Here is a 26,843-nt window from a genome sequence, read left to right as displayed (position 1 = left end):
GCCGCGTTCGGGACGCGGTGCGCGGCTAGCGTCGTATCGAGGAGGGCTGACGGGTCGCCGATGGTCGACCCGACGGCGTGAGGATGCGGCATCGCAAGGTCGGCGACGAAGAGCCCGACGAGGCCGGGCAGCGCATCGGGCACAGCCGGCCGGCAGTTGCGGCGGTGCCCGCGGTCGCTGGTGACCCGGCCCACGAGCACGCGCCGATGACCCTCGCCGACGTGCAGCGGGTGGCAGGCAACCGCGCGGCCGCCGGCCTCGTCGCCTCCGATGCCGTCTCGGGCGGCATCGTGCACCTGCAGCGCCAGCCGGTCGATGCGGGGGTCGACGCGGATGCCCCGGCCGACGCGCAGGCGCAGCCGGCGCAGCAACCCGCGCAGACACCGGCGCAGCAGCCGGCCCAGCAGCCGGCGCAGGCCACCGGCCCACAGCCCGCGCAGGGCGTGCCGCAGCCGGCGCAGGCGGCGGCACCGCTCGATGTCGACACGACCGACGTGGCCTATCCGCCCGCGCGGCCCAGCATCCAGGTCACGCGCGGCACTCCCGTCGTCGTGCCGGGCGCCGCACCACCGGCCGACGAGACCGCGCCCGTGCACGGCATCGACACGACGGTCGAGTTCTGGGGGGTGGCCGGGGTCGCGCAGTACGCCGACGTCCTCGTCGACGGATGGCGCACGCGACGTGCCGCCCAAGGTCAGACGATCGACGTCGCCGCGACGCGGGCCTCCTTCGTCACCGACTTCGATGAGACGATGCAGGGCTGGTTCGCACGCAGCAGCTTCAGCGTGCCCTGGTCGGGCGTCGAGGGGAGGGCACTCGCCCAATTGAACGCCGAGCGCCGGCGGCTCGTGCGCGAGGTCGGGCGCAAGAGGGTCGTCGAGAACGGCAGGCGGCGTGCCCTCACACCGGCTGAGCGCGACGCGCACGTCGAGGCCGGTCTCGTCGTGTTCCGGCAGTTCCTCGTCGACCGCATCGTGTCGCACCTCACCGAGGGCGCCTGGGGCTGGATGACCGAGCGACGCGAGCACCTCGACTTCGTCACGACCACCCAGCGCGGCGTGCGCGATCTTCGCGGCTTCGCCCCCGGCGCGCTCCCGAACGTCGATGCCGTCGCCCTCGTTCGGGGGCGGCTCGCCGCAGGCAATCGATCGCTCACCGACGCCGAACGCGCCCGAGCGATCTCCGCGGCCGAGTCGGCGCTGCGGCGGCGCACTCGCGACCCGAAGGCGACGCTCGACGCGGCCGGGCAGGAGCAGGCGATCGTCGCCGCTGAGACCCGCAAGTTCGGTGGACAGACCGCGGTCGATGTCGCGGTGCGCGCGGCGGCGATCGACATCGAGGAGCGCGACTGGGTCGACGTGCACGAGCTCGATGCCAACAGCCGGCCCGCCTGGGGGCCGGTCTGGAATCGCGGCAGCCTCGGGGTCATGACGACGACGGCCATCTTCGTGCTGTTGCTCATCGACGCGTACGGCACTCGCTTCACGGCGAGCAACTACGGCGATCACGGCGGCGGCAGCTTCGCCGGCCGCGGACGCTCGCTCGACCTGACGATCCCGCAGCGCCGCGCCGACGGGTTCTTCGACGCCGCTCAGGCGATCGCGTTCGCGCTCGCAATCGACCGGGCCGCGTCAGCCGTCGGCGTCGAGTGGCGGGTGATCTACGACGACTTCTCAGTCGCGCGGGCGGTGAACGAACGGCTCGGGCAGCGCCGCATCATCGAGGTCGCCAACACGAGCCGCAACCGCACAGGCGACATCACCAACATCAACTGGCACGGCCCGCTCGTGAACCACTTCCACCTCGACCTCGCGTTCTGAGCGACTGGCCGGTGGCGAGCTACCGAGCGGATGTGCCGTCAGCGCGACGGCTGGGCGGGCGACGCCTGGCCGGGCGACGGTTGGGCGCTCGACGGTCGTCGATGCGAGAGCCGGTACACGGCGTGTCCGATCTTCAGCCCGAAGCCCGTCGAGCCGTGCGGACCGTAGGGCTCGTAGGCGCGCATCCCGGTGATGCGCTCACCGTCGGTGTCGATGACGAACACCTGGGGGAAGTCGAGCCGCTTGCCACCCATCCGCAGCACGTGATGGGTGGATGTCTCGACGACGACCGAGGCGCCGGCGTCATCGAAGAACCACCGGTCGATGTCGAATCGCATGCTCTTCATCTGGGTGAACGCCCACGTGAGGCCCTCGCGCACGGCGGCGATGCCGACCATGTCGGGATACGGGTAGTGCGGGTCGTAGAGCACGACGTCGTCGTGCATCGACGCGGTCGCGGCATCGACATCGAGGTCCTGGACCCCCGCGAACATCGACTCGACGAGGTGCTGCACCGGTGCTGGCATGCGGCACACGCTAGCAGGTGCGATGTGACGTCCGACCCTCCGACGTGGCGGTTTCCGGCGGTCCGTAGCGGGGGTCGAGCGGCGTCCTTATGATCGGAGCATGGCCGGGTTCAAGGTCAGGCGCCGACGGGGTGCGCACGAACTGGAAGTCCACGACGCCGACCTGGCGAAGCGGGCTGGAGTTGCCCTGCTCGCGGCCGACGAGCGCATCCGCGACACCGCCGACGAGCTCGGCTTCGCCGAGGCGGAGCTGGGTTCGGAATCCACGGCGACGGCGAGCGCGGCGCTCGTCGCGGCGCGCAGACGCCTGGGCGACGCGTTCCGGTTGAACCGGCTCAATCACGACGCGACCCCCGGCACGGCCGACGAGGTGCGGGCTCGCTACGTGCAGATCGTAGAACTGTGCGAATCGGTCGTTCACGACCTCGACGAGCAGGCCTCCGCGCTCGCCGACCGCATCGCCCTGGCGCGGCGTGCACCGGAGATCATCGCCGGCGTGCGAGCCGACGCCGAGCGTCTGCGAGCTCGCCTGCCGCACGCTCGCGAGACCATCGAACGGCTCTCGGCCCGCTACGCACGAGAGGCGCTCGTCCACGTCGAGGCCGACGCTGCGGGGGTCGAGCAGCTGCTCGGGTTCGCCGAGCACAGCCTGGGCGTGGCCGAGCGGCGGCGTGCGGCCGGGCAGCGCGGTCAGGTCGACCTCGCGGTCGAGGCATCCGCTCAATCAGTGCGCCGAGCAGAGGGGCTGCTCGATGGGGTGGAGGCCTTCGAGGTCGAGGCGTTGCAAGCCGAGGCCATGCTGGCTGCGCTCGTCGCGCAGTCGCGTCGGGATCTCGCCGTCGCGCTCGAGGAGCCGCACTCTCGTGGTGTCGCGAACGCGATCGCCGAGTTGCAGGCGGCTCTCGCCGCCCTTCCGACGGCGGGCGTCAACACCGATCCATTCGCCCACTTGCGTCGACTAGGCGCGGCGCACGCGGCGCTGGATGTCGCGGTCGCGGCGGTTCGCGAGCGCGCAACGCGTCCGATCCCGCCCGTGCGCCACGTGCATCAGGCGATCGAGGCCGCAGACCGTCAGCTCGACGTCGCCCGCGACACCATCGCCGCCCACCCGGGCTCGATCGGCGCCGAGGCCATGGCGCGCCTGGCCGAATCCGAGCGCATCCGGATCGACCTCGGCCACTACCTCGGCAGCTCCGCGGCGACGAGCAGAGTCACTGACCACGATGACCGCGAGCGGGTGATCGCGCTGGCCGACCGTGTCGCGTCCCTCGCGAAAGAGTCCCTGCTCCAGGCGCGGCGCGACCTCGATGCGTCCCGGGGCGGCGTTCAACGGCGGCCTGGTGATTGGGAGCACGCTGCCGCCGCGACAGCACGTTCGTGAACGTCGTCGAACGAACTCAGACGCGCGCCCCACGGCGCACGCCGTCGCCGAGCGCGTCGGCGTCGAGGGCGAACAGGTCGCGCGAGCCGGCCGTGGCGGCGCCGGCGAGGCCGGCCGCTTGCGGCAGCAGCTGCTCGGCGTAGAACCGGGCCAGCGGCAGCTGCGACTCCGCGAGGCCGTCGGCGTCGAGTCCGCGGGCGGCGAGCGCCGACTTCGCCATGAGCCAGCCACCCAGCACGAGCCCCCAGATGCGCTGGTACGGGGCCGACCCCGACAACACGGCGTTGGGGTCGGTGGCGCCGGTGCGGAGCATCCACATCGTCGTCTGCTCGAGGGTGTCGAGCTGCGCGTTCAGCTGCGAGCGGATCGAGGCGAACTCGTCTCCGGCCGCGGCGAGTTCACCGTCGAGCTCGCGCATCGAGGCGATGAATTCGAGCGCGGATGCCCCGTCGCGAACCGGGAGCTTGCGGCCAACGAGGTCGGCGGCCTGCACGCCGTTCGTGCCCTCGTAGATCGCGGCGATGCGCACGTCACGGTAGTGCTGGGCTGCGCCGGTCTCCTCGATGAAGCCCATGCCGCCGTGGATCTGCAGCGCGAGCGAGGTGAGCTCGTTGCCGAGGTCGGTGCCGAACGACTTGTTGATGGGCGTGAGCAGGCCGACGATCTCGTTCGCCCGGGCGCGCACGGCGGCGTCGGGGTGGTGCGTCGACACGTCGGTGTAGGTCGCGGTGAGCAGCATCATGCGGCGCATCGCGGCGATGTAGGCCTTCTGCGTCATGAGCATGCGGCGCACGTCGGGGAAGTCGATGATGGGGGAGTCTTGAGTCGCGCCGATCGCGCGGCCCTGGATGCGCTCCCGCGCGTAGTCGAGCGACTGCTGGTAGGCGCGCTCCGACACGGCGAGGCCCTGCATGCCGACCGAGAGGCGGGCGCTGTTCATCATGACGAACATGATGCGCATGCCGATGTTCTCTTCACCGACGAGGTAGCCGGTCGCGTCTTCGTACGAGAGCACGCACGTGGGCGAACCGTGGATGCCCATCTTGTGCTCGACGCCGACGGTGTGCACCCCGTTGCGCTCGCCGAGCGAGCCGTCGTCGTTCATGAGGAACTTCGGCACGATGAAGATCGAGATGCCCTTCGTGCCGGCCGGCGCGTCGGGGGTTCGAGCGAGCACGAGGTGCACGATCTGCTCGCTGAGGTCGTGGTCGCCGAAGGTGATGAAGATCTTCTGGCCGGTGATGCCGTAGCTGCCGTCGGCGCGCTTCACCGCCTTCGTGGTGAGGGCGCCGACATCGGTGCCGGCGTGCGGTTCGGTGAGGTTCATGGTGCCGGCCCACTCGCCGGTGACCATCTTCGGCAGCCACTGCTGCTTCTGCTCGTCGCTGCCGTAGTGCAGGAGCGCCTCGATCGCGCCCTGCGTGAGCAGCGGCGCAAGCGCGAACGCCATGTTCGCGGTCGCCATGAGCTCCTGGAGGGCGAGTCCGACCGTGCGCGGAAATCCGCCGCCGCCGAACTCCTCGGGCAGGGGCACCGAGCCCCAGCCGGCGCCGACGTAGGCCGAGTAGGCCTCCTTGAAGCCGGTCGCCGTGGTGACGGTGCCGTCGGGGTTCAGCCGCGATCCCTCGAGGTCGCCGGCACGGTTGGTGGGTGCCACCACCTCGCCCATGAAGTTGCCGGCCTCGTCGAGGATCTCGGAGACCGTCTCGAGATCGGCGTGCTCATACCCGGGGAGCAGCGCGACCGCGTCGTAATCCACCACGTGCTCGAGGATGAAGGCGATATCGGCTGTCGGGGGTCGGAATGCACTCATGCCCGCAGCGTAACGCCGCTTTCGCGGGAGGGTCGTGATCTCTGCGGGTTCCACGATGCACGTCATCGGGCGGCTGGCTGCTTTGGCAGCATCCCACAACGCGGCGTCTCGATCGGCGTCGCGAGTTGCAGCATGCTGCTGCCGCTACGGCACGTTGGTGAAGGTCGCGCTCGGATAGAGGAAGCTCGGCGCCACCTGCAGCGTGAGCGAACTCGAGTCGTCCAGCGACCAGGCGGCCCTCCAGCTGACCGACCCGCCCGGCTCGATGGTGTCGACCGGAGGGAAGCCGACGTCGTCGCCGGGCCCGAAGACATCATTGCCGATGTCGAAGATCTGGCTCACGTCCTGATCGCCCGACGAGAGCGTGGGGAGCGGCAGAGGCTGCAGGTCCGCCGTCGAGTTGTTGGTGATCGTCAGCGTGAAGACGACGTTGCTCGCGTGCGTAGCCCCGGCCGCGAAGTCGCTCGGCGTGTACGGCTCGGGCGCAGAGACCGTGAGCGAGACGCCGTCGTCCCAGGTCATCGTCTCGCCGAATGCGAGGTCGCCCGCGACGGGCGCCTCCGGTTGCTGGGGATCGGGGTCGGCACCCGGGTCATCCGGCCCCGGCTGCGGAAACACCGGTACCTCAGGGATCGAATCCTCGATCTCGTCGAACACGTTGCCGAGCGACCCGATGAGGAACGTGACGAACATCACGATGCCGACGACCGCGGCGATGATCGACACGACGAGCCCCGTGACCGCCGGCCACTTCGCACCGCGCAGCGACAGGCCGATGATCGAGAGCACGAACGCGATGGGCACCACCACCCACGCGAATCCGCTCACGGCTGGAATGAACACGAACACGAGCCCCACGACCGCGACCACGAGTGCGATGATGCCCACCACGTTCGGCCCGGGGTTCGACGGCTCGGTGAACGGATGCCCCGGCAGCACCGTCGTGGCGGGTGCGCCGTAGCTCGCCGTCGTCGTCGCCGAATCGGCGTTCACGTTGACGGCCGCGTACGGCACCGTCGCCGCGGCATCCGACCCCCGCGAGCCCTGCGACTCTTGCGATCCCCAGACGAACGGAATCGTCGGACCGTCGTCGGCCGCCGGCAACACTGCGGTGGCCGCCTGATCCGTCCCGGCCTGCGATGGCGGCGCGTTCTCGGACCCCGGCGCCACGTATTTCGTCCAGACGTCGCCGTCCCAGTACCGCCGTCCGCCGGACCCGTCTTCGTACCACCCGGCGGGCGCCCTCATCGGGTCGCTCATACTTCGATGGTGACAGAGCCGGCGCGCCGTTGCACCGGTCGATCACCTCCGAATCAGGCGCGCGCCGCGTCTCGCTCGGAGAGCACGGCGGCGTGCTCGGTGCGGGCGAGGTAATCGCGAATGGTCTCGCGGCTCCGGGTGAGGCAGCCGATGCGTTCTTCGATGCCGTCGAGCTCGTGGGCGAGCATGTCGGCGACCGTGCGCGGGCAGCTCGGGCGCTGCTCGGCGGCGGCGTCTTCGAGGTCGAGCAGTTCCCTCACAAGGCGGGTCGGCAGGCCCGACTGCACGAGTCCGGCGATACGCCGGACGCGCTCGACGTGCTGTTCGTCGTAGCTGCGGTACCCGTTCGCCTGCCGGCTCGGCGCGAGCAGGTTCTGCTGCTCGTAGTACCGCACCAGCCGGGTCGAGACGCCCGCCCGGTGGGCAAGTTCACCGATCTTCATGGCTTGTTGCGACATCCGTCCACCAAAAGCTTGACATTGACATCAATGTCAAAGTTTAGCGTCGTGTCATGAGCGACACAAGGACTCGAACGACGAACTCCGGACCCGCGACCGCCGGCCCCGGCCCCGGCCCCGGTCGCGGCCCTGCCCTCGAGCCGAGCGATCGGCTCCCGTGGCCCTCCCTCGTCGTGCTCGGCGCCGCCATGTTCGTGGTCGTCACGACCGAGATGCTTCCGGCCGCCGTGCTGCCGCAGATGAGCGCCGGCCTCGGCGTGAGCGAACCGCAGATCGGGCTGCTCGTCTCGGTCTGGGCGGCGGTCGTCGTCATCGGCAGCTTTCCGCTCGTGCGGCTCACGAGGCGAGTGGACCGCCGCGCCGTCATCGCCTGGAGCCTCGTGCTGCTCGCCGTGTCGGCGACGCTGACGGCGATCGCGCCCGGCTATGCAGCTGCCGTGGCGGCGCGACTGCTCGGGGCGCTCGCCGTGGGGCTGCTCTGGGCGACGACGAACGCGTTCACCGCCGACCTCGTCTCCGACCGCAACCTCGCCCGCGCCGTGGCCGTGGTGCTCGGCGGCGCCACGCTCGGCACGGTGCTCGGCACCCCGGCCGGAAGCATCGTCGCCGAGGCGATCGGCTGGCGGGCGGCCTTCGGCGGGCTCGCGGTGCTCGCCCTCGTCGCCGCGCTGCTGGTGCGCCTCGTCGTGCGTGCGCCTGCAGGCGGCGATCTCCAGACGGCAGCAACGACGGTGACGGATGCCGCCGCGCCGGCGCCCACCGGGCCGGGGGCTCGCCGCGGCATCCGGCCCCTGATGATCGTGACGCTGCTCGTCGCGCTGCTGCTCGTCGGCCATTTCGGCACCTACACGTTCATCACGCGCCTCGTGGAGTCGCCGGCCGGCGTCGTGCCGGGCGGAGTGGGCGGGATGCTGTTCGTCTTCGGTCTCGCCTCGGCTTTCGGCGTCGTGCTCGCCGGACGCTTCGGCGAGCGCACCGTGCGTGCCCTGCTCGTGAGCGCGATCGTCACGGGTGCGTCGGTGCTCGCGCTGGTGCTCGTCGACGTGCACCCCGCGGTCGGCATCGCAGTGGTGGTCGCGTGGGCGGTCGCCTCCGGTGCCCTTCCGGCCCTCGCGCAGACGCTGATACTGCGGCTCGCCGGAACCGAGCACCGACGCTTCGCCGGCGCGCTCATCCCGGTGCTGTTCAACCTCGGCATCGCCGTCGGCGCCGCACTCGCCTCGCTCGTCGTCGCGCAGGCGGGTCTCGCGGCGCTGCCGCCGCTCGCTGCCGCGGTGATCGGGGTGGCGGTCGTCGGGTTGTTCGTGGGCACGCGGGCGCCGGGTCGCGCAGGAGCTCGCCCGGAGGTGGTGGACCGATCTGGGCGACCTCGCGTACCTCGTCGAGGGCACGCGTGAGTTTCGCGGTACGTCAGCCGTGTGTCGCGTTGCCGGCTGCCGCCTCGGCCGCGACCGGAGTGACGGATGCCGCAGGGCGCGGTCGGCCCGCGATCCAGCCCATGACCGCCTGGATGCCGATCACCGGGATCAGCAGCGAGACGACGACCGGCCAAGCGAGGCCCGCCGCATGCAGCACGCCGAGCGTGAGCGGACCGAGGGCGGCGAACGCGTAGCCGATGCCCTGGGCGAACGCCGAGAACCCGGCGATCGAGCCGTGCGGCGGCGCTTTGAGCACGATGAGCATCACGGCGAGGCCGAACGCGGCGCCTTGCGCGAAGCCGAGCACGGCGACGAAGAGGCCGGCGAGTGCAGCGGGCGCCCACGCCACTCCGGCCAGGCCGATCGCCGAGAGCACGCTGACGACGACCACGACCACCGATTGCGACGGCCGCCGTCCGGCGACGACCGCGGTGATGAGCGAGGCCGGCAGGCCGGCGACGCTCATCCACGCGAGCAACCAGCCCGCCTCGGCCGGATGCATGCCGCGGCTCGCGAAGATCGTGGGGAGCCAGGCGGTCATCGCGAAGAAGCTGAGGGCCTGGCTGCCGAAGAACGCGGTGACCGACAGGGCGGTCGCATCGAGCCGGACGCGCCGTCGGGTGGTCGTCGCCGGCACGAGCGAGACGCGCAGCCGCGTCGACCTTGCCCGCGCGAACGCGATGGCGGCGCACGCCGTGGCGACGGCGGCCGGCACGGCCCACAGCGCGAGCGTGGCCCGCACCGAGTCGGTCGCGAGCATGAGCGGAATGGTGAGGCTCGCGCCGAGCGCCGCGCTCACCCCGAAGCTCGTCGAGAAGAGCCCCGACCACAGGCCGGCGTGGCTCGCGAGGTACGCGCGGATGAGTTGCGGCGTCAGCACGCTGAGCCCGCAGATGCCGAGCCCGGCCAGCACGGTGCCGACGAACATCGTGGTGGTGTCGAGGGGGCGAAGCGCGAGCGAGACGGTGAGCAGGGCGGTGAGCGCGAGCGTCGCGCCGTGCAGGCCGAGGTGCCGCTCGAGCACGGGCGCGAGCGGTGCGCCGAGGGCGAGCATGAGCACCGGGAGGCTCGAGAGCGTCGCCGCGCTGATCGGGGAGAGGCCGAACGTGTCACTGATGGGGGCGAGCGCCGCGGAGACGCTCGTGATGGGGTCGCGCAGGTTCAGCCCGATCAGCACGATGAGGGCCGCGGCCATCAGGCCCGCGCGACGATCAGGGTGCGACGTCATTCAGCGACTGCTCTTGATCGTCGAGCACGCTGAGCGTCGCGAGGGTCGCGGCGGCGCCGTCACCTGACTCGATCGCGGTGAGGATCGCCGAGTGGAAGTCGTCGTGATCGGAGGTGCCGTTGACGAAGCAGTTCGTGCGGCTCACGGAGTCGCGGAGAGAGTCCTCGAAGCTGCGGTAGAGCTCGAAGAGCAGCGCGTTCTGCGAGGCGCGGGCGATGCCGATGTGGAAGGCGACGTCGTGGTCGATGAAGGCGTCGACGTCTTCATGGGCGACCGCAGCGCGCCGGCCTTCGAGTGCCGCGCGCAGGCGCTGCAGGTCGTCGTCGGTTCGCCGTGACGCCGCTTCGCGGGCCGCGACGACATCAAGTGCTCGTCGAACGGTGAGTACCTCGCGCACATCGGCGATGTGGAGCGCGTGCTTGAGCGCGACGGCTGTCTCGTTGTCGGCGACGACGTAGGTGCCGTCGCCCTGCCGGGTCTCGAGGAGGCCCACCTGCACGAGGGCGCGAACACCCTCGCGCACCGAGGGGCGGCTCACGCCGAGCGCCTCGACGAGTTCGGCCTCGGAGGGGATGCGCGAGCCGACCGGCCAGGCGCCCGTGACGATCTCGCTTCGCAGCTGCTCGACGACCGTGTCGACCAGGGAGACCCGTGCGATCTGCTTCATACACTTCCTTATCTACGAAACGTATGGTTATCATACGTCTGGCAAGTCGCACGGACAATCACCATCTCCGAAGAAGCAGGTATCGGTGTCCAACTCTCGTTCCGCCCCACCCGCGCTCGTCGTCGCGCCCCTCGTCGATGCGCACATCCACCCCGACAAGACCTCATGGGGCGGGCCGTGGATGTCGCGACTTCCCGCGGACTCGCTTCCCGCGCTCATCGCCAACGACCTTGCCACGCAGCGGGGCTACGGGCGCAGCCTCGAGGAACGTGCCTTCGCGCTGCTGAGCGCGGCGCTTCGCAGCGGCACGCTCGCCATGCGGGCGCATGTCGACGTCTCGAGCGAGCTCGGCACCGCCAACGTCGAGGGTGTCCGCGCCGCAGCAGAGCGCCTCGCCCCCGCTCTCACCGTGCAGATCGTCGCCTTTCCGCAGTTCGGGTTGCTGACCAACCCGGGCACGATCGAGGCCATGGCAGCATCGCTCGACGCCGGCGCCGACCTCGTCGGGGGCATCGACCCGCTCGGGCTCGAGGGCGACGTCGCCGGGCACCTCGACGCCGTCTTCGGCCTGGCCGAGCGCGCGGGCCGCGACCTCGATATCCACCTGCATGACGGAGGCGAACCGGGCCTCGCGCAGATTGGCGAGATCGCCGCGCGAACCGTCGCCGCGGGCATGCAGGGGCGCGTCACCGTCAGCCACGCCTTCGCGCTTGCGGAGGCATCCGCCCCCACCTTGCTCGACACCCTCGACCGGGTCGCCGCGGCTCGCCTCTGGATCACCACGTGCGCGCTCGGGCCCGACCCGGTGCCCGACCTCGCCCTGCTCGCCGAGCACGGGGTGCAGCTCGCGGTCGGCTCCGACGGCGTGCGCGACTCGTGGTCGCCGTTCGGCACCGGCAGCATGGTCGACCGCACCCACCTGCTCGCGTACCGCACCGGCGCGATCACCGACGCCGAGCTCGAGCATTGCTATCGCCTCGCCTCGACCGAGGGCGGGCGCATGCTCGGGATACCTGACATCGCCGACTGGTCGGGGTCCTCCAGTGACACCCGCCTCGAGTTCGTTGCCGAGTCCATCGCACAACTCGTCGTCGATCGCCCCGAGCCGAGCCGCGTCATCCGCGCCGGGCGAGAGGTGCATCACCGAACGCCGTAGCTCGCTCGCCCCACGAAGGCGACCGAATGCGACTGCACATCCCGAATCCGACATCAGCACCACGACACAGCAACAAAGGAGTTCCCGTGTTCACCCCGAAGACGATGTTCGCCGCGGCATCCATCGCGACCGCCGCCCTGCTCTTGACGGCATGCACTGCCGATGACACGACCGACACGCAGTCGGGGCTCAGCCTCGACCTCGAGAACCTCGCCACCACCACGACGCCCGGCACCGAACCGGTCGACGAGGTGAAATGGAACCTGCCGTACGAACCGATGTCGCTCGACCCCATCTTCGGCTTCAACTACGCCGAGAACACGGTCACTGCCAACCTGTGCGAGAGCCTCGTGCGCATGAAACCCGACCTTTCGACCGAACCGGGGCTCGCCACGAACGTGGCCCAGCCCGACGACACCACGCTCGTCTACACGATCCGCGACGGGGTCACCTTCTGGAACGGCAACCCGCTCACCGCGGAAGACGTGGCGTACTCCCTGCAGCGCCAGGTCGGCGAGACGGCGACGAGCTACTTCGCGAGCTACTTCGTGAACGTCGACTCGGTCGAGGTGACGGGCCCGAGCGAGGTGACGGTCAAGCTGAAGCAGCCCGACGTGCTCTTCGCCCAGGCGATGGGCACGGCCGCTGGAGCGATCGTGGAGAAGGCGGCGGCCGAAGCGGCGGGCGAGGCGTTCGGCACCCCCGACGGCGGGCTGCAGTGCACCGGCCCGTTCTCCCTCGAGGCGTGGAACTCGGGGCGGAGCATCCAGCTCGCGGCGAACCCGGGCTACTGGGATGCCACGCTCGCGCCGAAGGTGCAGCGACTCAGCTTCAGCTTCATCGCCGATGAGTCGACCGCGGTGAACGCGCTCCGCACGGGCGACGTCGACGGCCAGTTCTTCTACCTTCCGCCTGCGGGTCTGTCGCAGCTCGAGAACGGCGACGAGGTCACGACCACGTACGGCGAGTCACTCGTGTTCTGGACGATGATCACGACCAACCTCACCGGCGGCCTCGCCGACGAGCGCATCCGCCAGGCGCTCTCGCTCGCGATCGACCGAAAGGGGCTCGCGAAGGTCGTCTTCCAGGGGGCTGCCGTGCCGGCCACGACCCTCGCCGGCCCCGGCTACTGGGGCTACGAGACCGATGCCTTCGCGACGGCATTCGAGGAGTTCTCGGCCGACGCCGACCTTGAGCAGGCCAAGCAGCTCGTCGCCGAGGCCGGCGCTCCTGCCGAGCCGATCGTGCTCGCCGTGCAGGGCAGCTCGGCCGTGCACGAACAGACCGCGAACCTCATCCAGGCCGCGGGTCAGGCGATCGGCCTCAAGATCGAGTCGAAGGTCATCCCGGTCGAGCAGTTCGGCAACCTCTACTTCGACGAGAACGCCCGTGAGGGACTCGACGGCTTCTTCACGACCAACTACGGCAACTTCGCCGACCCGCTCGACGTCTACACGATGTTCCACACCGCCGACAGCCACAACTACTCCGGCTGGGACGGGGCCGATGAGCAGCTCGCGGCAGCCCGCCGCACGACCGACCCGGCCGAGCGCGCTGAGCTCGTGATCGAGGCTCAGGAGCACATCACCAAGGGGCTCTCGTGGATCCCGCTCGCCTACGAGCCGGTGACGCTCGTGCAGAACACGCGCATCTCGGGTGCGACGGCCTCGTTCGCCTACCTGTACGCGCCGTGGGCGGCGACGATCGGTGGGGTGAAGTAAGCGGATGTCTCTCGGCACCTACGCGCTGCGGCGGTCGGGCGGGCTGTTGCTCGTGCTGCTCGTGACCTCGTTCCTCGTGTTCGGGTTGCTGTACCTGGCACCCGGCAGCCCGCTCGCCTTCATCCTCGGGCCGCGCGGTGGCACGCCCGAGCAGATTGCCATGGTGACCGAGCAGTACCACCTGAACGATCCGTTCTTCGTGAGATACGCGGCATGGCTCGGCGACATCCTGAGGGGTGATCTCGGCTATTCGATCGTCTACCGGCAGGATGTCTCGGCGCTCATCTCCGGGCGGGTCGGCACGACACTGGCGCTCGTCTCGATGGCCGCGATCATCATCACGGTGGTCGGCATCGGGGCCGGCACCTTCGCGGCGTTGCGCGGGGGCTGGGGCGACCAGCTCACCTCGGCCCTCGCGGCGGTCGGCCTGTCGACGCCGTCGTTCGTCATCGGCGTGGCGCTCATTAGCGTCTTCGCCGTCGGCCTTGGCTGGTTCCCGACCTTCGGGTCGGGAACCAGCGGGGTCGACACCCTCTGGCACCTGACCCTGCCCGCGGTGGCGCTCTCGGTCGCGAGCGCGGCCTACCTCGCCCGCATCACGCGGGCCGCGGTGCTCGAGGAGAGCGGCCGCGAGCACGTGCAGACGGCGACGGTTCGAGGTCTCGCACCGGGGCGCATCGTGCGCCACCACGTGCTGCGCAATTCGCTCATCCCCATCGTCACGGTGCTCGGCCTGACGATCGCGACCCTCATCGCGGGTGCCGTCGTGATCGAGAACGTGTTCGCGCTCGACGGTCTCGGCTCGCTGCTCGTGCGGGCGATCCTGCAGCGCGACTTCGCCGTCGTGCAGGCCGTGATCCTCGTGCTCGTGGTCGCCTTCGTCGTGGTCAACGCGATCGTCGACTTCCTCTACACCTTCATCGATCCGCGCATCGCGCTCGGGAGCCGGCAATGACCACCCCATCCACCACGAGCCTCGCCGTCGCCCGCGTCGCGCGCGAACGACGCGCACCAGGCCTCGCCCGGGTCACCACCGGTCGCCTCGGCATCTCGGGCTGCACCGCCGCCGGCATCCTGCTCCTCATCGCGCTCGCGGCGATCTTCGCGCCCATCGTCGCCCCCTACGACCCCGACTTCCCCGACCTGCTCGCGTCGCTCAGCGGTCCGTCGCCCGCGCACCTGCTCGGCGCCGACGCGCTCGGCCGTGACATCCTGTCGCGACTGATCTGGGGCTCTCGCATCACGCTCGCCGGGCCGGGTCTCGTCATCCTCATCGCGACCGTCGCCGGCACGCTGCTCGCACTGCTCGCCGCCTGGCGAGGCGGACGCACCGACACGGCGATCTCCTGGTTCCTCGACGTGCTCTTCTCGGTGCCCGGCATCGTGTTCGGACTCATCGCGGTCGCGATCTGGGGGCCGAGCCTCGCCACGGTGGTCGGCGGCCTGGCCATCGCCTACGTGCCGTACGTGGCCCGCGTCGTGCGCGGGGCGGCGCTGCGCGAGCGCAACATGCCGTACGTCTCGGCGGCGTGGCTGCAGGGCCATTCCGGCACCAGCATCAGCTTCACGCAGGTGCTGCCGAACGTGCAGCCGATCGTGGTCGCCCAGGCCGTGTCGTCGCTGGGCTTCGCCGTGATCGACCTCGCCGCGTTGTCGTTCCTCGGCCTCGGGGTGCAGCCGCCGACGGCCGACCTCGGCCTCATGGTCAAGAGCGGCTTCGACTCGGTGCTGCGCGGCCAGCCGATCGAGGCGATCGCGGCGGGCAGCCTCATCGTCGTGATCGTCTGCTGCGTCACGATCATCGGCGACCGGCTCACCTCGAGTGCAAGGAGCATCCGATGACCGAACCCCTGTTGCGTCTCGACGACGTGCGGGCGACCCTGCAGCTGCGCGGCACCGAGCAGGTGCTGCTGAACGGCGTCTCGTTCACGATCGAAGCGGGCGAGGCGCTCGGCCTCGTCGGCGAGTCGGGCTCGGGCAAGTCGCTCACCACGAGGGCGATCACCCGCATGCTCGATCCGGGGTTCCGGGTCTCGGGCGAGATCACGTTCGATGGCACGTCCGTGCTCGGCATGAACGCCGCGCAGCTGCGCCGCTACCGGGTCGGCGATGTCGGCATGATCTTCCAGGACCCGCGCGCGCACGTGAACCCCGTGCACACCGTCGGCGACTTCCTCACCGAGGCGCTCGTGCACACGAGGGGCGTGCGCCGCGACGAGGCCGAGCGACGTGCGGTCGTGCTGCTCGACGAGGTCGGCGTGCGCAACGCCGAGCAACGCCTGCGCCAGTACCCGCACGAGCTCTCGGGCGGCCTCCTGCAGCGCGTCATGATCGCGAGCGTGCTGCTCGCCGAGCCGCGTCTCATCCTCGCCGACGAGCCGACCACCGCGCTCGACGTGACCGCGCAGTCCGACGTCATGGCGATCCTCGACGAGCAGCGCCGCGCCCGCGGCCTCGCGCTCCTGTTCATCACCCACGACCTCGAGCTGGCGGCCGCGTGCTGCGACCGGCTCGCGGTCATGTATGCGGGCGAGATCGTCGAGCAGGGCACGCACGTCTACGACGCGCCGACCCACCCCTACACGGTCGAGCTCATGGGCGCCCGCCCGAGCATCGACGAGCGTCACGCCCGGCTGCCGGTGCTGCGCTACAACCGCGAGACCCACGAGATGTTGAAGGCACAGGCATGAGCAATCCGAGCGAGGCGATCGTCGTCGCACGCAACCTGCAGAAGGTGTTCCCGGCCCCACGCGGCTCGAAGGGCGAACCGATCGTCGCGGTCGACGACGTCTCGTTCGAGCTCCACCCGAACGAGTGCCTCGCGATCGTCGGCGAGTCGGGTTCGGGCAAGACCACGGTCGCCCGCATGCTCGTGGGCCTCGAGACGGTGACGGCGGGCGAGCTCACCGTGCGCGGCGAGTCGCGCGCCAAGGGGGTGAAGCACCTCGCCGACCGGCGCCGCTGGGCCCGCGAGGTGCAGTACGTCTTCCAAGACCCGTACTCCTCGCTCAACGGGCGCCAGCGCATCGGCGACATCGTCGAGTCGAGCGTCGCGCTGCACACGCGAGGCACGCCCGGCAAGCGCGAGGCCCGCAACACGGCGCGCGACATCCTCGACAGCGTGGGGCTCGGCTCGCAGTTCGCCGAGAAGTTCCCGCACCAGCTCTCGGGCGGGCAGCGCCAGCGCGTGGCGATCGCACGTGCGCTCGCCGCGAACCCGGCGGTGATCGTGCTCGACGAGGCCGTCGCGGCGCTCGACGTGTCGATCCAGGCGCAGATCCTGAACCTGCTCACCGACATCCGCGCCGAGCGCGAGGTGAGCTACCTGTTCATCTCGCACGACCTCGCCGTCGTGAACCAGGTCTCCGAGCGCATGATTGTGATGGAACGCGGCGTCGTGGTCGACGCCGGTGCCACCGCCGAGCTGCTGGCGAATCCGGTGCATCCGTACACTCGTTCGCTGCGCGCCGCCGTGCCGCGACCGGGCTGGAAGCCGTTGCGCCGTGAACGCCTCGCCGTGGCGTCGCCGTCGTCCGAGTCGCCGGCGGCGTAGGGCGGCATGCGCACCCTGATCACCGCCGACCACGTGCTCGCACACGACGGCTCGGGTCACGTCGAACTGCGCGACGGCGCGGTGCTCGTCGTCGACGGGCGCATCGCCGCGGTCGGATCCGCGGACGAGCTCGCGAGTGAGTGGGCGGGCGAGGTCGACGAGCACGTCGCACTCGGCGAGAGCCTGCTGATGCCCGGCCTCATCGACCTCGACGCGCTCGCCGACATCGACCACCTCATCCTCGATTCCTGGTCGGATGCCCCTGAGTCGGCGCGGCTCGAATGGTCGGCGGCGTACTTCGCCGACGGTCGCCACGACGTGCTCGACCCCGCCGAGCGCAGCACGATGCGGCGCTACGCGCTCACGCAACTCGCCCTGCACGGCATCACCTCGCTCATGCCCATCGCCTCGGAGGTGCATTCGGCCTGGGCCGAGACCCATGACGATCTGGCGGATGTCGCGCGCATCGCGAGCGAGCTCGGCCTCCGCGCCTTCCTCGGCCCCTCGTATCGTTCGGGCGTGCACGTCGCCGGCGATGACGGCGCCGTCTCGGTGGCGTGGGACGACGAGGAGGGGCGACGCGGCTTCGCCGAGGCGCTGCGGTTCCTCGACACGGTCGCCGCGCTCGACGACCCGCTCATCACGGGCGTGCTCGCCCCGTGCCGTGTCGAGACGGTGCGTGAAGAGCTGCTCGCCGCGACGGCGCGCGAGTCGGCGGCGCGAGGCGTGCTCGTGCGCGTGCATGCGCTGCAGGGCCTCGACGAGCGAGCGCTGATCATGGCCGACCGCGGCACCACCCCCATGGGATTGCTCGACCGCGTCGGGCTGTTGAACGACCGCACGATCATCGCCCACGCCGTCTACCTCGACCTGCACTCGGAGGTCGACGGCGAAGACCGCGGCGACCTTGCGGCGCTCGCCGCGGCCGGCGTGTCGATCATCCATTGCCCGCTCACCAACAACCGCTACGCGTTCCTGCTCGAGCGGCTCTCGCGCTACCTCGACGCCGGCGTGAACGTGAGCCTCGGCACCGACTCGTTCCCGCCCGACCTGATCCGCGGCATCGACGCGGGCGTGCAGCTCGCCAAGCAGCAGCACGGCGACCTCTCGCGCGGGTTGCTCGCCGAATATGTCGAGGCTGCCACGCTCGGCGGCGCCCGTGCGCTGCACCGACCAGACCTCGGTCGCATCGCCCCGGGCGCGACCGCCGACCTCGTCGCCTTCGCCCTCGACGACCTGCGCCTCGGCCCGGTCGAGGATCCGCTGCGCACCCTCGTGCTCACCGGCACTGGGCGGGACGCGCACTTCAGCATGGTCGGCGGCCGCGTCGTCATGCGCGACGGTGCCATCCCGGGGGTCGACGTCGACGCGTTGCGCCGCGAGGGCCAACGCATCTTCGAGAAGTTGCGGGCGGCGTATCGCGAGCGCGACTACCGCGCGGCCCCTGCGGCCGCCGGCGCGGGCGCGGCGGGCGAGCTCTTCCCGCCGGTGTTCCCGGTCGCGAGCACCCGAGTGCCGAGGATGACCACGTGACCGAGACCGCCGCGCCCCGACTGGCCAACCCCGACGGAACCCTGCTCACCGCTGCGGCGACCGGCGACGCCGCGACGGTCGACCTCGCCGTGCGTGCGGGCGCCGACGTCGAGGCGCGCGATGACCACCGGCGCACGGCGCTGCTGCTCGCGGCCACTGGCGACCACGTCGGCGCGGCGCGGGTGCTCGTTGCTGCAGGCGCGGACCCTGACGCGCTCGATGACCGCAGCGATACGCCGTGGCTCGTCACCGGCGTCACGGGCAGCGTTGCGATGGCCGAGGTGCTGCTGCCGGCGCATCCCGATCTCACAATCCGCAACCGCTACGGCGGTATCTCGATCATCCCGGCGGCGGAGCGCGGCCACGTCGAGTACCTGCAGCGCGTGCTGCAGACCGACATCGACGTGAATCACGTGAACGACCTCGGCTGGACGGCGCTGCTCGAGGCCGTCATCCTCGGCGACGGTGGGGCACGCCACCAAGACACGGTGCGTGTGCTGCTCGAGGCCGGCGCCGACCCGGCGATCGCCGACCACGACGGCGTGACCCCGCTCGAGCACGCCCGCTCACGCGGCTACACGGAGATCGCCCGCCTGCTCGAGTGACCGAGCGGTGCTCGCCCTACGAGGTGAACTGTTCCTGGCCGGGCACGCGAAGGAGCACGAGCATGTCGGCGGCTGGCGTCGGAGCTGAGAACTCGGTCGCACAGGATGCTGCACGACCGGCTACTTCTCCGCGCAGGCGATCGCGACTCAGCGCAGCAGCACCCCGAGCAGCGCCGACCACGCAAGCAGGAACGCCACCGGGATCGCCGCGATCACGGCGAACGCCCACCCGCGCCGCTTGCGGCGGGCGCGATCGACCGCGGCGCGCAGCCGTTCGAATGCCGAGTGATCGACGATGTCGGTCTCGGGCATCCGTCGCCAGGTGACAGGTAGTGCCGCGAGCGCCGCGAGCTGCTGCGCCTGCGCCGGCGCGAGGGTGACCGGATGCCGCTGCAGCCACCTGACGAGCTCGGACTCGCACAGCACGACGATGTCGTGCGGGCGCTCGCGCACCGTCATCCCGCCCGCCCCGACGATTGCGATGATCGGCGTCACGTCGACCAGCTCGCGGGCTGCGACTGAGAGCAGTTGCGACGTGCGTTTCGCCTCGTGCTTCGCGTTGCGCAGGTGGTCGGTGCGCTGCCCGTTGACGAGGATGCGGCGCCCGCCGATCCACACGTTCTGGCCGCGGTGATGCTTGGTGTTGATGGTGAAGACCCCGGCGGGCCCGATCACGACATGGTCGAGATCGCTCGACCCGGCACCGATCGGTACCGAGTGCAGCACGAACCATCCCGGCCCGAGCCCCCCGAGCCGCCGCGCGACATCCAGCTCACCGAGTGCGCCGGTGTACCAGGGTTCTGCTTCGCGCCCGAGCGGCGAGACGCCGAAGAACCGCTGCACCGCGGAGTTCGGCGGCACTGTCGCCTGCACGCGCAGGCATTCGGCGATGACGGATGTCGCGGGCCGGCGCAGCCCGAGGGACTCGGCGACGACGTTCTCGTTCATGGCTTCGCCTCCGGGTCGGCGGGAGTGGAGCTTTGATCCTCGCAACAACGCCGATGCGACGGGAGTCCCCAATGGGGGGTCGCCGCGCCGCACGGTCCCGCGCCCTGAGGAGCCCCAGACCGGCTGAACGTCTGGCTCGATCAGCGCGTGCCTGGAGCGAAGTCGATGCCTTCGTCGTTGAGTTGGAAGCGCACGACGAACCGTTCGACCGCGTCCGTCGGCCAGACCGACCCCTGTTGCCGCAGCGCCTCGAGGTACTGCTGATTCTGGGGGGCGTCGGTCAGGATGACGTTGCGGCTGCCCTTGGCCATCCACGGGTTGTCCGACAGGCGGATCCGGTGCTCGAGGTTGAACGGTTCGAACCCCTCAGTGCCGTCGGCCTTCACGACCTTGATCCGAAGTGTGCCAGTCGGGTTCAGTTGGGCATCGCCGGCCGTGACCAGTTGGGTCTCGATCGTCTGCAGAGCGGGGTCTGCCCGGAGCCGCTTCATCACCTTGCCTTGCAGGTTGCCGAAGTCGTCACGGGCCAGACTCCGGGCCTCGCGGAGGATTTCGACGGATCGCGCGCGCTGCTGCGGAGTGAGGGCTTGGGCGTCCCCGACCTGAGTACGAATGGCATCGAACTCGGTGCCGAGCTGGTTGAGCCGAGTCCGTCCCGGGGTGACGCGCTCCGCGGCGATGGTGGCATCGATGATGTTGGGCAAGCGCTCGTTCGCGGCCTGTTCGTATCGGGCGACGAGCTCAGGGTTCGCGACCCGCACATTCCGGGTCTGCGGCGTGGTGGTCACCGGTGGCTGGGAGATGGCGCCGGACGAGGTCAGCGCGTGGCCCACCAGACCGGCGATGCCGCCCACGATCAGGTTGGTCACGACGTTGCGCAGCAGTTGCTCCATCGTGCCCTGGCCTCGGACTACCCGCACGCCGTCGCTGATGGCGCCCTGCACGACGCCACCCGACGACCCCGCGACGACCGATGCGACGGCCTTTGAGAGCGCCTCTTCGGTGACGTTGGTGAACATTCCGTTTGCGATCAGCGATCTGGTCAGCGCGGGCGCAAGGTAGGGCGCCAACTTGGAAGCCACCGCGCCCCCAGCCGCGCCGCCCACTGCGCCGACCACCGTGTCGATGGTGACGTTCTTGAGATCCGCCGCACCGACGTCGCCTCCGTAGACCACCTTCGCGCCGACGCCCGCGGCACTCGACAGCAACGCCGTACCCCCGCCGATGATCGCGCCGCTGGAGACGACTCCGAGCCCAAGGCCACCGGCCGCGATCGGGGCTGCCAACAACGCACCGCCGGCGATCGCGAATATCGTGAAGGCCGCCGTCTCGACCACCTGGAGGGCGATGACCGTGGTTTCGCCGGCGCCGATCTGCCGCTCGCGGTACTCCTGGATGCCCCGGTAGGCGGTGTCGACCTTCTCTTGCGCTGTCCGTGTCGCAGCCTCCGTCGCGGGAAAGTCATCACCCTCGGCGAGGGCTTTGAGACTCTGTAGCGCTTGCTCGCCCGCCGTGATCATCGGTGCGACCTCGTCGAGGTTGATACCCGTTCGTACTGCCTCGAGGAACCATGCCACCACCTTCTGGTCCTTGTTGAGCGCCTCCATCGAGTCGTAGTGGCCGCGCGCCATGTTCATCCGGGAATCGATCGGCCGCAGCACTTCGCTGCGGAATGTTCTCTTCAGACCGGCCTTGAATGTGGGCCACTTGCTCTCCGGGATGGCGTACTGAGTGCCCTGATAGGTCAGCACATGCAGTTGCTCCTCGCAGGCCGCCCGCTCGGGTGCGGCCGCCGGAGTCGAATTGGGCTCGGCGGCGGGTGCGCACACTCCACCGACCTTGTCGTCACGTTGAATGACGGGTGGGGGGCGGGTGGCCAGCAGGGACGCGGTGGCGCGGTTTCCGGCCGAGCGCTGCAGCCGGAGCAGGACGGGCGCTTCCGGGCGACCCGGCCGCGGTGTCGGACTGTTCGACCGATCCGACGCGGGCAGGGTGCGCCGTTCCGACGTACCTGTCAGGTCGCCGAACCGAGGTTGCATCAGGTCAACCTCCCTCTGTCCACCTCATGATCTTCGCTGGGCGGTCGTGCCGGTCAAGGGCCGTTCGAGTGTGCCTGGGGGCAGCAAGACCTGCCCGATGGCGCAGCCAAGCGCTGGGTGCGCCGCGCGCCCTACGAGGTGAACTGCTCCTGGCCGAGCACCCGAAGCAGTGCGAGCTTGTCGGCGGCTTCGGAGCGTGGAGCGGCGGTGAGGATCAGTAGCGCCTGCGACTGGTCTTCAGTGAGCAGCGCCTGGCAGTCGACCTCGATCGCGCCGACCTCGGGGTGGAGCAAGGTCTTGTGGTCCTCGAAGCGGCTGGCGACCTCGTGCCGCTCCCACAGCTCGGCGAACTCGGCGCTCTCCTTCTGCAGGGCACGCACGAGTTGCCCGGCGCGCGATGCGGGTCCGCCGAGGCCGTAGGCCACGCGAAGGTTCGCCACGTGAGCGCGGCCCTGCCGAGGCTGGTCGGCGACCGGGTACACGTCGCGCTCAGAGGCATCCGTGAACCATCGATAGATCGCCGATCGCGCCATGCCGGTGAAGCGGGAGTGATCGCCGAAGATCGCCGCCGCCAGCCGGTTCTGCACGAGTGTCTCGGCGAGACTCGAGAGCACCATGGCGGGAGTGTCGTCGAGCCGGTCGAGCACTCGCTGCAGCGCCGGAGCGACGTGCGGGTCGAGGCGTGTGCGCGTCGGCGCGTGGTGACCGCTGATGCGGTAGAGGTGGTCGCGCTCGTCGGTCGTGAGCCGCAGCGCCCGGGCGAGCGCGGCGAGCATCTGCGCCGACGGCTGGGGGCCGCGACCCTGTTCGAGGCGGGTGTAGTAGTCGGCCGACATGCCGGTGAGTTCGGCGACCTCGCCGCGGCGCAACCCGGCGACCCGCCTGCGAGCGCCGGTGCGCAGGCCGACATCTTCGGGGCGCAGGCTCTCGCGCCGGTGGCGGAGGAAGTCGGCGAGCTGTTCGCGGTCCATTCCTCCATCATGCGCTGCCTCGGCGCCGGCAGGGAGGGATCGGGAATCCTACGACAACCGGGTCTCTCGTGCAGCAGCGCGGCGCGGCGCATCGTGGTTGGTGCCCCGTCGACCGGCGGGTCACCGAAAGGAACACCATGCAGATCTCCGGCAACACCATCTTCATCCCCGGTGCCACCTCGGGCATCGGCCTCGCCCTCGCGCTTCGCCTGCAGGACGCCCGCAACACCGTCATCATCGGCGGTCGCCGCACCGACGTGCTCGATCGGCTCGCCGCCGAGCACGGCTTCGACACCGTCACGATCGACGTCAGCGATCCGGCCCCGGTGCTGAGCGCCCGCGATGCGGTGCTCGCCGCCCACCCCGACCTGAACGTGCTCATCGCGATGGCCGGCATCATGGTCGCCGAGGATGTCACGACGGCCGGCTTCCTCGACACCGCCGAGCGCACGATCGACACCAACGTGCTCGGACCCGTGCGTCTCGTCGCCGCCTTCATCGAGCACCTGCAGACCCGACCGGATGCCACGATCATGACGGTCTCGTCGGGCCTCGCCCACACCCCGCGTCGCATGACGCCGAGCTACAACGCCTCGAAGGCGTTCATCCACCAGTTCAGCGAGAGCATCCGGCTGCAACTCGCCGGCACCTCTGTGCAGGTCATCGAGCTCGTTCCGCCGGCTGTTCGCACCGAGCTCATGCCCGGCGGGTCGCAGATCGAGTCGTTCCTCCCGCTCGAGGACTACATCGACGAGACCATGTCGCTCCTGGCCAGCCAGCCGGACGCCACCGAGATCCTCGTCGAGCGAGTCAAGCCGCTGCGCTTCTCCGAGGTCAACGGGACGTACGCGCAGGCGATCGCGATGGTGAACGCGCATTGAGGGATGTCACACCCCGCGCCGCGAGTTGGGTCGTGCAGCGTCACTAACCACGACGCTCTGGCGCTTCCTTGACTTCCCAGCTATGCAACTGGGGCTCAGTAGACCACCATTGCTCATTGAAGGTCGGCGGCATGTGCAAGATATCGGCAGGCATGCCCAAACGATAGCGGCAGCTGTGATCGGAAGCATTGAGTCTCCACACCCCACGAAGGAGGACTGAGCCGTCGACGACCGTTGCCGCTCAGCGGCCGCGTTAGCCACCGTGCGCGCCGGAGCTCTACGTGTCGTCATCGATCCCCAACTCCAACGCGATGGAGGCCTCATTGCCAGACGCGCGGATAGCGGGGTTGTCCGCAACAGTAGAACCGCCGTTGCTTTGCGAAGGGGCAGCCGCTTTAGGTGTCAACGCCTCGGTCTGGGCCAGTGCTTCTGGGTCAGTGCCGATAAGTAGTTCCCTAGTGGTGCTGGTGAACGTCGGGTCCAGGTCAGCCGCCGCAACGAGAAACGCGACCACATCAACTGCGAGCTTTGCTGCCACACGGTTGTACTGGTTGCCGAAGGCGCGTTCGGCCGGGACCTTGTCGCCCCCGATAGACATCGTCGACTGAAACTCGAGGACACGAAGGACATCGGTTAGCGCCTCGGTGCGCCGCAGGAGTCGTATCAACAGCTCGAGCAATTCCGCAAAATAGCGAGGATTGACGCTCACCTTCACCTTCTCGGGAATCTGCTTCGTGTCCCTGAGCTGTTCGAGCAAGTTTGCCAAGTCGCGCTTCTGATTGAGCTGCGCCGTTCCTCCCGCAAGATACTCGCTAAGCCCATAGCTGAGATCCGAAATGTGGACAGCGCGCAGATAGGAGAGGCAATGGGCCGCGGACAGGACATACAGCCACGCACAGTCGATAAGGATGCCAGTGTGAATGGGGCTGTTACCGTCGAGTGCTCCCTTGGCGCCATTCAGCACTTCGACCATCTCAATCAGATTTCGATGTTCGGGGTAGACCCAATAGTCGAATTGTCTGTAGTCAAGAAGGGGGTCCAGCCGGCGATCCAGCTTGGATGTACGAGCAATGACCCGCGCGATGTAGTCGGGATCAAAAAGCAGCGATAGCGGTGCTGACTCGAGCGGCAGTGTTTGCTGGTGGACTTTCTCCAGGCTCGTGACTTCGGATTCTGTCAATGCTTTCAGGTGCAGCCGAGAGGCGAGCTGCCGTGCGTCCTTGCTTATCGCGCGGTCGCGCACCATGTACGCGTCATCGGCTTCAAAAAAGTCCGCCAGGCCGCGGAGCCAGAACATCCGCGAAATGATGCTACTTCCACCCGTCTTGCAGTCGACGATGGAGCTTCGCACGCCAGCGCTTGACGTGACGGCTATGCCGAGCACGTCGAGATCCGTGAAGGCTTCAGGTGCAGCGCCGCGGAGTTGGGCGCGGGCGGTGCGGCTTGTCGGGGGAGCCGTTACGCGCAATGCGCGAAGGACGACATCGATGCGAGTTGAGAACCCCATCCGCCACAAGAGTCGTCGCGAAATCGCTTTCAAGCCCAGGTCGAGTTCGGTCATGCGCTTGCGTGACCCATCAGAGTGTCGATCGCCTTCTGCCACTTCTTGTCATTCATTCGTTGTTTGTCGCGGTAACGTGCGACGGTCTTCATCGGAGCGCCGTAGGGGTCACTATTGTCAAGAAGTTGCCCGATCTCGCTTTGATTGGGCATTCGAGAGCTGACCGACTCGCCATAGGTAAGCAGCTCCTTCGCGAGAATGAGCGCGGCGCGATTGTCCTCTGTATCAATGAGCGTTGGGACCCTCCAGGTGCCCCACGAGACGACGTCAGGCGCGAGCTGGATGACGCCGACACGATTCAGAAGACGGTACTGGCGCTCGGACGAACTATGCGGATTTAGACTGCCCACCGCAAGGAGCTTATCGATCGCCGCAACGAGGGCCGACCTGCTCAAGCTGGAAAACCCACCAAAGTGTTGGCCGGTACGGAGGCAAGCGATGACCGCTAGTGCTTTTTCCATTACAGGCTTTTCATTGCGGAGCATCTGCTGGTCAATCGTGTACGGAAGTGTCGCGAACGCCTCGAACTTGCCCGTAGGCAGCTCCACCGAGGGAGCCATCAATAGGCCTCGCGCGACGGCATCCTCAATCACTGGGCCCGCAATAGAAACAGGGAGGCCCTGCTCTCCGCGGACGGTCTCAAACGCGTTTGCGAGTTCATCGCTCCCGTGCGCTCGAATCACGTCAGCAATCAACTGTGGCTTCTCGAAGCCAAGGAATGGCGAGTAGAGGACCTTATCCCCACCGAGGTCGATTGACTTGATCAAGTTCGAGCGTTCAGACACTTCGAGTATCTCGGGAAACTCGGAGCTATCAAGCCCGAGCTCTTTCACTACCTGATTTTGCTCGACTGGTGAACGCGCAAGGCGATCAACGAGCATTACAACTTGCTGTTCCAACTCCGTGGGGCCAGCGTTCCGCCAGCTCGCCCCCAGCCGCCCATAGAGGTCCGAGTAGTACGGGACGTTCTCGGTAAAGGACACAACCTTGCGCCCACTGCGTCTGACGTCAGCGATGAGACCGGCCTCTTCCAGCGTTTCAATCACACTGTTGAACGCGAACGCGTTTACGTCCAGCTGGTCGGCTGCGATCGCCTGGAGATTCTGGGCGTCCTCAATAACATCCCGACCACGAATCAACGCTGCCACGCCAGCCGACATGCCTACACGCTGCGTCTCGGCGAGATTCCCGAGGATGGCCGAACTCTGGTCGATATTCCGCAGGCCAGCGTTGACATCCTGGCAACGAAGACCCTCGTCGAATGAATCCACCTGAACCGCCTTTCCTGTCGCGCGTCTCAGTC

Annotated in this window: 23 protein-coding genes; 12 read left to right on the top strand and 11 right to left on the bottom strand. The window is 69.2% G+C overall.

Going from position 1 to position 26,843, the window contains the following annotated elements:
• Window positions 1-83: 83 nt before the first annotated feature.
• Window positions 84-1,820: a hypothetical protein gene (locus QFZ26_RS05485; protein ID WP_307040006.1), complete on the top strand. Its 1,737-nt coding sequence runs from the start codon at window positions 84-86 to the stop codon at window positions 1,818-1,820.
• Between the two features lie 38 nt (window positions 1,821-1,858).
• Here the strand turns inward: QFZ26_RS05485 and QFZ26_RS05480 are convergent, their stop codons facing one another.
• Window positions 1,859-2,347, bottom strand: coding sequence for a nuclear transport factor 2 family protein (locus QFZ26_RS05480; RefSeq protein WP_307040004.1), 489 nt, complete (start codon window positions 2,345-2,347; stop codon window positions 1,859-1,861).
• 100 nt (window positions 2,348-2,447) lie between these two features.
• Here QFZ26_RS05480 and QFZ26_RS05475 point away from each other — a divergent pair, with 100 nt between their 5' ends.
• Entirely contained in the window at window positions 2,448-3,728 is a 1,281-nt protein-coding gene (locus tag QFZ26_RS05475) for a hypothetical protein (RefSeq protein ID WP_307040002.1), read from the top strand.
• Between the two features lie 16 nt (window positions 3,729-3,744).
• Here the strand turns inward: QFZ26_RS05475 and QFZ26_RS05470 are convergent, their stop codons facing one another.
• From QFZ26_RS05470 to QFZ26_RS05460, 3 genes are all read right to left on the bottom strand, one after another.
• Complete coding sequence (locus QFZ26_RS05470) at window positions 3,745-5,541, bottom strand: acyl-CoA dehydrogenase (RefSeq protein WP_307040001.1); 1,797 nt, start codon at window positions 5,539-5,541, stop codon at window positions 3,745-3,747.
• A gap of 144 nt (window positions 5,542-5,685) precedes the next feature.
• A complete protein-coding gene (locus QFZ26_RS05465; protein WP_307039999.1) occupies window positions 5,686-6,801 on the bottom strand; it encodes a DUF2510 domain-containing protein in 1,116 nt (371 codons plus the stop codon).
• A gap of 53 nt (window positions 6,802-6,854) precedes the next feature.
• Window positions 6,855-7,244 (bottom strand): MerR family transcriptional regulator, encoded by a 390-nt coding sequence (locus tag QFZ26_RS05460; RefSeq protein WP_307039997.1) that lies wholly within the window; start codon window positions 7,242-7,244, stop codon window positions 6,855-6,857.
• A 68-nt stretch (window positions 7,245-7,312) separates the two neighbouring features.
• On the opposite strand from QFZ26_RS05460, the gene QFZ26_RS05455 reads away from it, so the two are divergent.
• Complete coding sequence (locus QFZ26_RS05455) at window positions 7,313-8,656, top strand: MFS transporter (protein ID WP_307039995.1); 1,344 nt, start codon at window positions 7,313-7,315, stop codon at window positions 8,654-8,656.
• A 13-nt stretch (window positions 8,657-8,669) separates the two neighbouring features.
• Here the strand turns inward: QFZ26_RS05455 and QFZ26_RS05450 are convergent, their stop codons facing one another.
• On the bottom strand, window positions 8,670-9,905 hold the full coding sequence (locus QFZ26_RS05450) for an MFS transporter (RefSeq protein ID WP_307039994.1): 1,236 nt from the start codon (window positions 9,903-9,905) through the stop codon (window positions 8,670-8,672).
• A complete protein-coding gene (locus QFZ26_RS05445) occupies window positions 9,889-10,572 on the bottom strand; it encodes a FadR/GntR family transcriptional regulator (protein ID WP_307039992.1) in 684 nt (227 codons plus the stop codon). Before QFZ26_RS05445 ends, QFZ26_RS05450 begins: the two co-directional genes overlap by 17 nt.
• Before the next feature lie 85 nt (window positions 10,573-10,657).
• Here QFZ26_RS05445 and QFZ26_RS05440 point away from each other — a divergent pair, with 85 nt between their 5' ends.
• From QFZ26_RS05440 to QFZ26_RS05405, 8 genes are all read left to right on the top strand, one after another.
• Window positions 10,658-11,728: an amidohydrolase family protein gene (locus QFZ26_RS05440; RefSeq protein ID WP_307039990.1), complete on the top strand. Its 1,071-nt coding sequence runs from the start codon at window positions 10,658-10,660 to the stop codon at window positions 11,726-11,728.
• 86 nt (window positions 11,729-11,814) lie between these two features.
• The gene (locus QFZ26_RS05435) at window positions 11,815-13,449 is read left to right on the top strand and encodes an ABC transporter substrate-binding protein (RefSeq protein WP_307039988.1); all 1,635 of its coding nucleotides are present in this window, start codon (window positions 11,815-11,817) and stop codon (window positions 13,447-13,449) included.
• A gap of 4 nt (window positions 13,450-13,453) precedes the next feature.
• Window positions 13,454-14,404 (top strand): ABC transporter permease, encoded by a 951-nt coding sequence (locus tag QFZ26_RS05430; protein WP_307039986.1) that lies wholly within the window; start codon window positions 13,454-13,456, stop codon window positions 14,402-14,404.
• Window positions 14,401-15,291 carry an ABC transporter permease gene (locus QFZ26_RS05425; RefSeq protein WP_307039984.1) on the top strand — a complete coding sequence of 297 codons (891 nt, stop codon included), beginning with the start codon at window positions 14,401-14,403 and terminating at the stop codon, window positions 15,289-15,291. The genes QFZ26_RS05430 and QFZ26_RS05425 overlap by 4 nt, the downstream gene beginning before the upstream one ends.
• The gene (locus tag QFZ26_RS05420) at window positions 15,288-16,139 is read left to right on the top strand and encodes an ABC transporter ATP-binding protein (RefSeq protein WP_307039982.1); all 852 of its coding nucleotides are present in this window, start codon (window positions 15,288-15,290) and stop codon (window positions 16,137-16,139) included. Before QFZ26_RS05425 ends, QFZ26_RS05420 begins: the two co-directional genes overlap by 4 nt.
• Window positions 16,136-17,002 carry an ATP-binding cassette domain-containing protein gene (locus QFZ26_RS05415; RefSeq protein ID WP_307039980.1) on the top strand — a complete coding sequence of 289 codons (867 nt, stop codon included), beginning with the start codon at window positions 16,136-16,138 and terminating at the stop codon, window positions 17,000-17,002. The genes QFZ26_RS05420 and QFZ26_RS05415 overlap by 4 nt, the downstream gene beginning before the upstream one ends.
• Before the next feature lie 6 nt (window positions 17,003-17,008).
• A complete protein-coding gene (locus QFZ26_RS05410; RefSeq protein WP_307039978.1) occupies window positions 17,009-18,535 on the top strand; it encodes a chlorohydrolase family protein in 1,527 nt (508 codons plus the stop codon).
• A complete protein-coding gene (locus QFZ26_RS05405; protein ID WP_307039976.1) occupies window positions 18,532-19,140 on the top strand; it encodes an ankyrin repeat domain-containing protein in 609 nt (202 codons plus the stop codon). The genes QFZ26_RS05410 and QFZ26_RS05405 overlap by 4 nt, the downstream gene beginning before the upstream one ends.
• Window positions 19,141-19,287: 147 nt before the next feature.
• Here QFZ26_RS05405 and QFZ26_RS05400 read toward each other — a convergent pair whose 3' ends face one another.
• The 3 genes from QFZ26_RS05400 to QFZ26_RS05390 form a co-directional block, all read right to left on the bottom strand.
• Window positions 19,288-20,088 (bottom strand): nuclease-related domain-containing protein, encoded by an 801-nt coding sequence (locus QFZ26_RS05400; RefSeq protein WP_307039974.1) that lies wholly within the window; start codon window positions 20,086-20,088, stop codon window positions 19,288-19,290.
• A 140-nt stretch (window positions 20,089-20,228) separates the two neighbouring features.
• A complete protein-coding gene (locus QFZ26_RS05395; protein WP_307039972.1) occupies window positions 20,229-22,127 on the bottom strand; it encodes a hypothetical protein in 1,899 nt (632 codons plus the stop codon).
• Between the two features lie 131 nt (window positions 22,128-22,258).
• Window positions 22,259-23,098 (bottom strand): helix-turn-helix transcriptional regulator, encoded by an 840-nt coding sequence (locus tag QFZ26_RS05390; RefSeq protein ID WP_307039970.1) that lies wholly within the window; start codon window positions 23,096-23,098, stop codon window positions 22,259-22,261.
• A 137-nt stretch (window positions 23,099-23,235) separates the two neighbouring features.
• On the opposite strand from QFZ26_RS05390, the gene QFZ26_RS05385 reads away from it, so the two are divergent.
• Entirely contained in the window at window positions 23,236-23,979 is a 744-nt protein-coding gene (locus tag QFZ26_RS05385) for an SDR family oxidoreductase (RefSeq protein WP_307039968.1), read from the top strand.
• 277 nt (window positions 23,980-24,256) lie between these two features.
• Here the strand turns inward: QFZ26_RS05385 and QFZ26_RS05380 are convergent, their stop codons facing one another.
• Both QFZ26_RS05380 and QFZ26_RS05375 read right to left on the bottom strand, forming a co-directional pair.
• Window positions 24,257-25,540, bottom strand: a complete 1,284-nt coding sequence (locus QFZ26_RS05380) for a hypothetical protein (protein ID WP_307039966.1) — start codon at window positions 25,538-25,540, stop codon at window positions 24,257-24,259.
• The gene (locus QFZ26_RS05375) at window positions 25,537-26,811 is read right to left on the bottom strand and encodes a hypothetical protein (RefSeq protein WP_307039964.1); all 1,275 of its coding nucleotides are present in this window, start codon (window positions 26,809-26,811) and stop codon (window positions 25,537-25,539) included. The genes QFZ26_RS05380 and QFZ26_RS05375 overlap by 4 nt, the downstream gene beginning before the upstream one ends.
• Between the last annotated feature and the right edge of the window lie 32 nt (window positions 26,812-26,843).

The organism is Agromyces ramosus (genome assembly GCF_030817175.1).
GTDB classification, from domain to species: domain Bacteria; phylum Actinomycetota; class Actinomycetes; order Actinomycetales; family Microbacteriaceae; genus Agromyces; species Agromyces ramosus_A.
Note: the sequence above shows the minus strand (reverse complement) of the source record. Positions and strands in the feature narration are given on the sequence as shown.

What these genes read in the sequence shown, in the direction of transcription:
- QFZ26_RS05485 (WP_307040006.1), top strand. Translation starts at nt 84, where the DNA reads ATGCGGCATCGCAAGGTCGGCGACGAAGAGCCCGACGAGGCCGGGCAG.
- QFZ26_RS05480 (WP_307040004.1), bottom strand. Translation starts at nt 2,347, where the DNA reads ATGCCAGCACCGGTGCAGCACCTCGTCGAGTCGATGTTCGCGGGGGTC.
- QFZ26_RS05475 (WP_307040002.1), top strand. Translation starts at nt 2,448, where the DNA reads ATGGCCGGGTTCAAGGTCAGGCGCCGACGGGGTGCGCACGAACTGGAA.
- QFZ26_RS05470 (WP_307040001.1), bottom strand. Translation starts at nt 5,541, where the DNA reads ATGAGTGCATTCCGACCCCCGACAGCCGATATCGCCTTCATCCTCGAG.
- QFZ26_RS05465 (WP_307039999.1), bottom strand. Translation starts at nt 6,801, where the DNA reads ATGAGCGACCCGATGAGGGCGCCCGCCGGGTGGTACGAAGACGGGTCC.
- QFZ26_RS05460 (WP_307039997.1), bottom strand. Translation starts at nt 7,244, where the DNA reads ATGAAGATCGGTGAACTTGCCCACCGGGCGGGCGTCTCGACCCGGCTG.
- QFZ26_RS05455 (WP_307039995.1), top strand. Translation starts at nt 7,313, where the DNA reads ATGAGCGACACAAGGACTCGAACGACGAACTCCGGACCCGCGACCGCC.
- QFZ26_RS05450 (WP_307039994.1), bottom strand. Translation starts at nt 9,905, where the DNA reads ATGACGTCGCACCCTGATCGTCGCGCGGGCCTGATGGCCGCGGCCCTC.
- QFZ26_RS05445 (WP_307039992.1), bottom strand. Translation starts at nt 10,572, where the DNA reads ATGAAGCAGATCGCACGGGTCTCCCTGGTCGACACGGTCGTCGAGCAG.
- QFZ26_RS05430 (WP_307039986.1), top strand. Translation starts at nt 13,454, where the DNA reads ATGTCTCTCGGCACCTACGCGCTGCGGCGGTCGGGCGGGCTGTTGCTC.
- QFZ26_RS05425 (WP_307039984.1), top strand. Translation starts at nt 14,401, where the DNA reads ATGACCACCCCATCCACCACGAGCCTCGCCGTCGCCCGCGTCGCGCGC.
- QFZ26_RS05420 (WP_307039982.1), top strand. Translation starts at nt 15,288, where the DNA reads ATGACCGAACCCCTGTTGCGTCTCGACGACGTGCGGGCGACCCTGCAG.
- QFZ26_RS05415 (WP_307039980.1), top strand. Translation starts at nt 16,136, where the DNA reads ATGAGCAATCCGAGCGAGGCGATCGTCGTCGCACGCAACCTGCAGAAG.
- QFZ26_RS05410 (WP_307039978.1), top strand. Translation starts at nt 17,009, where the DNA reads ATGCGCACCCTGATCACCGCCGACCACGTGCTCGCACACGACGGCTCG.
- QFZ26_RS05400 (WP_307039974.1), bottom strand. Translation starts at nt 20,088, where the DNA reads ATGAACGAGAACGTCGTCGCCGAGTCCCTCGGGCTGCGCCGGCCCGCG.
- QFZ26_RS05395 (WP_307039972.1), bottom strand. Translation starts at nt 22,127, where the DNA reads ATGCAACCTCGGTTCGGCGACCTGACAGGTACGTCGGAACGGCGCACC.
- QFZ26_RS05390 (WP_307039970.1), bottom strand. Translation starts at nt 23,098, where the DNA reads ATGGACCGCGAACAGCTCGCCGACTTCCTCCGCCACCGGCGCGAGAGC.
- QFZ26_RS05385 (WP_307039968.1), top strand. Translation starts at nt 23,236, where the DNA reads ATGCAGATCTCCGGCAACACCATCTTCATCCCCGGTGCCACCTCGGGC.
- QFZ26_RS05380 (WP_307039966.1), bottom strand. Translation starts at nt 25,540, where the DNA reads ATGACCGAACTCGACCTGGGCTTGAAAGCGATTTCGCGACGACTCTTG.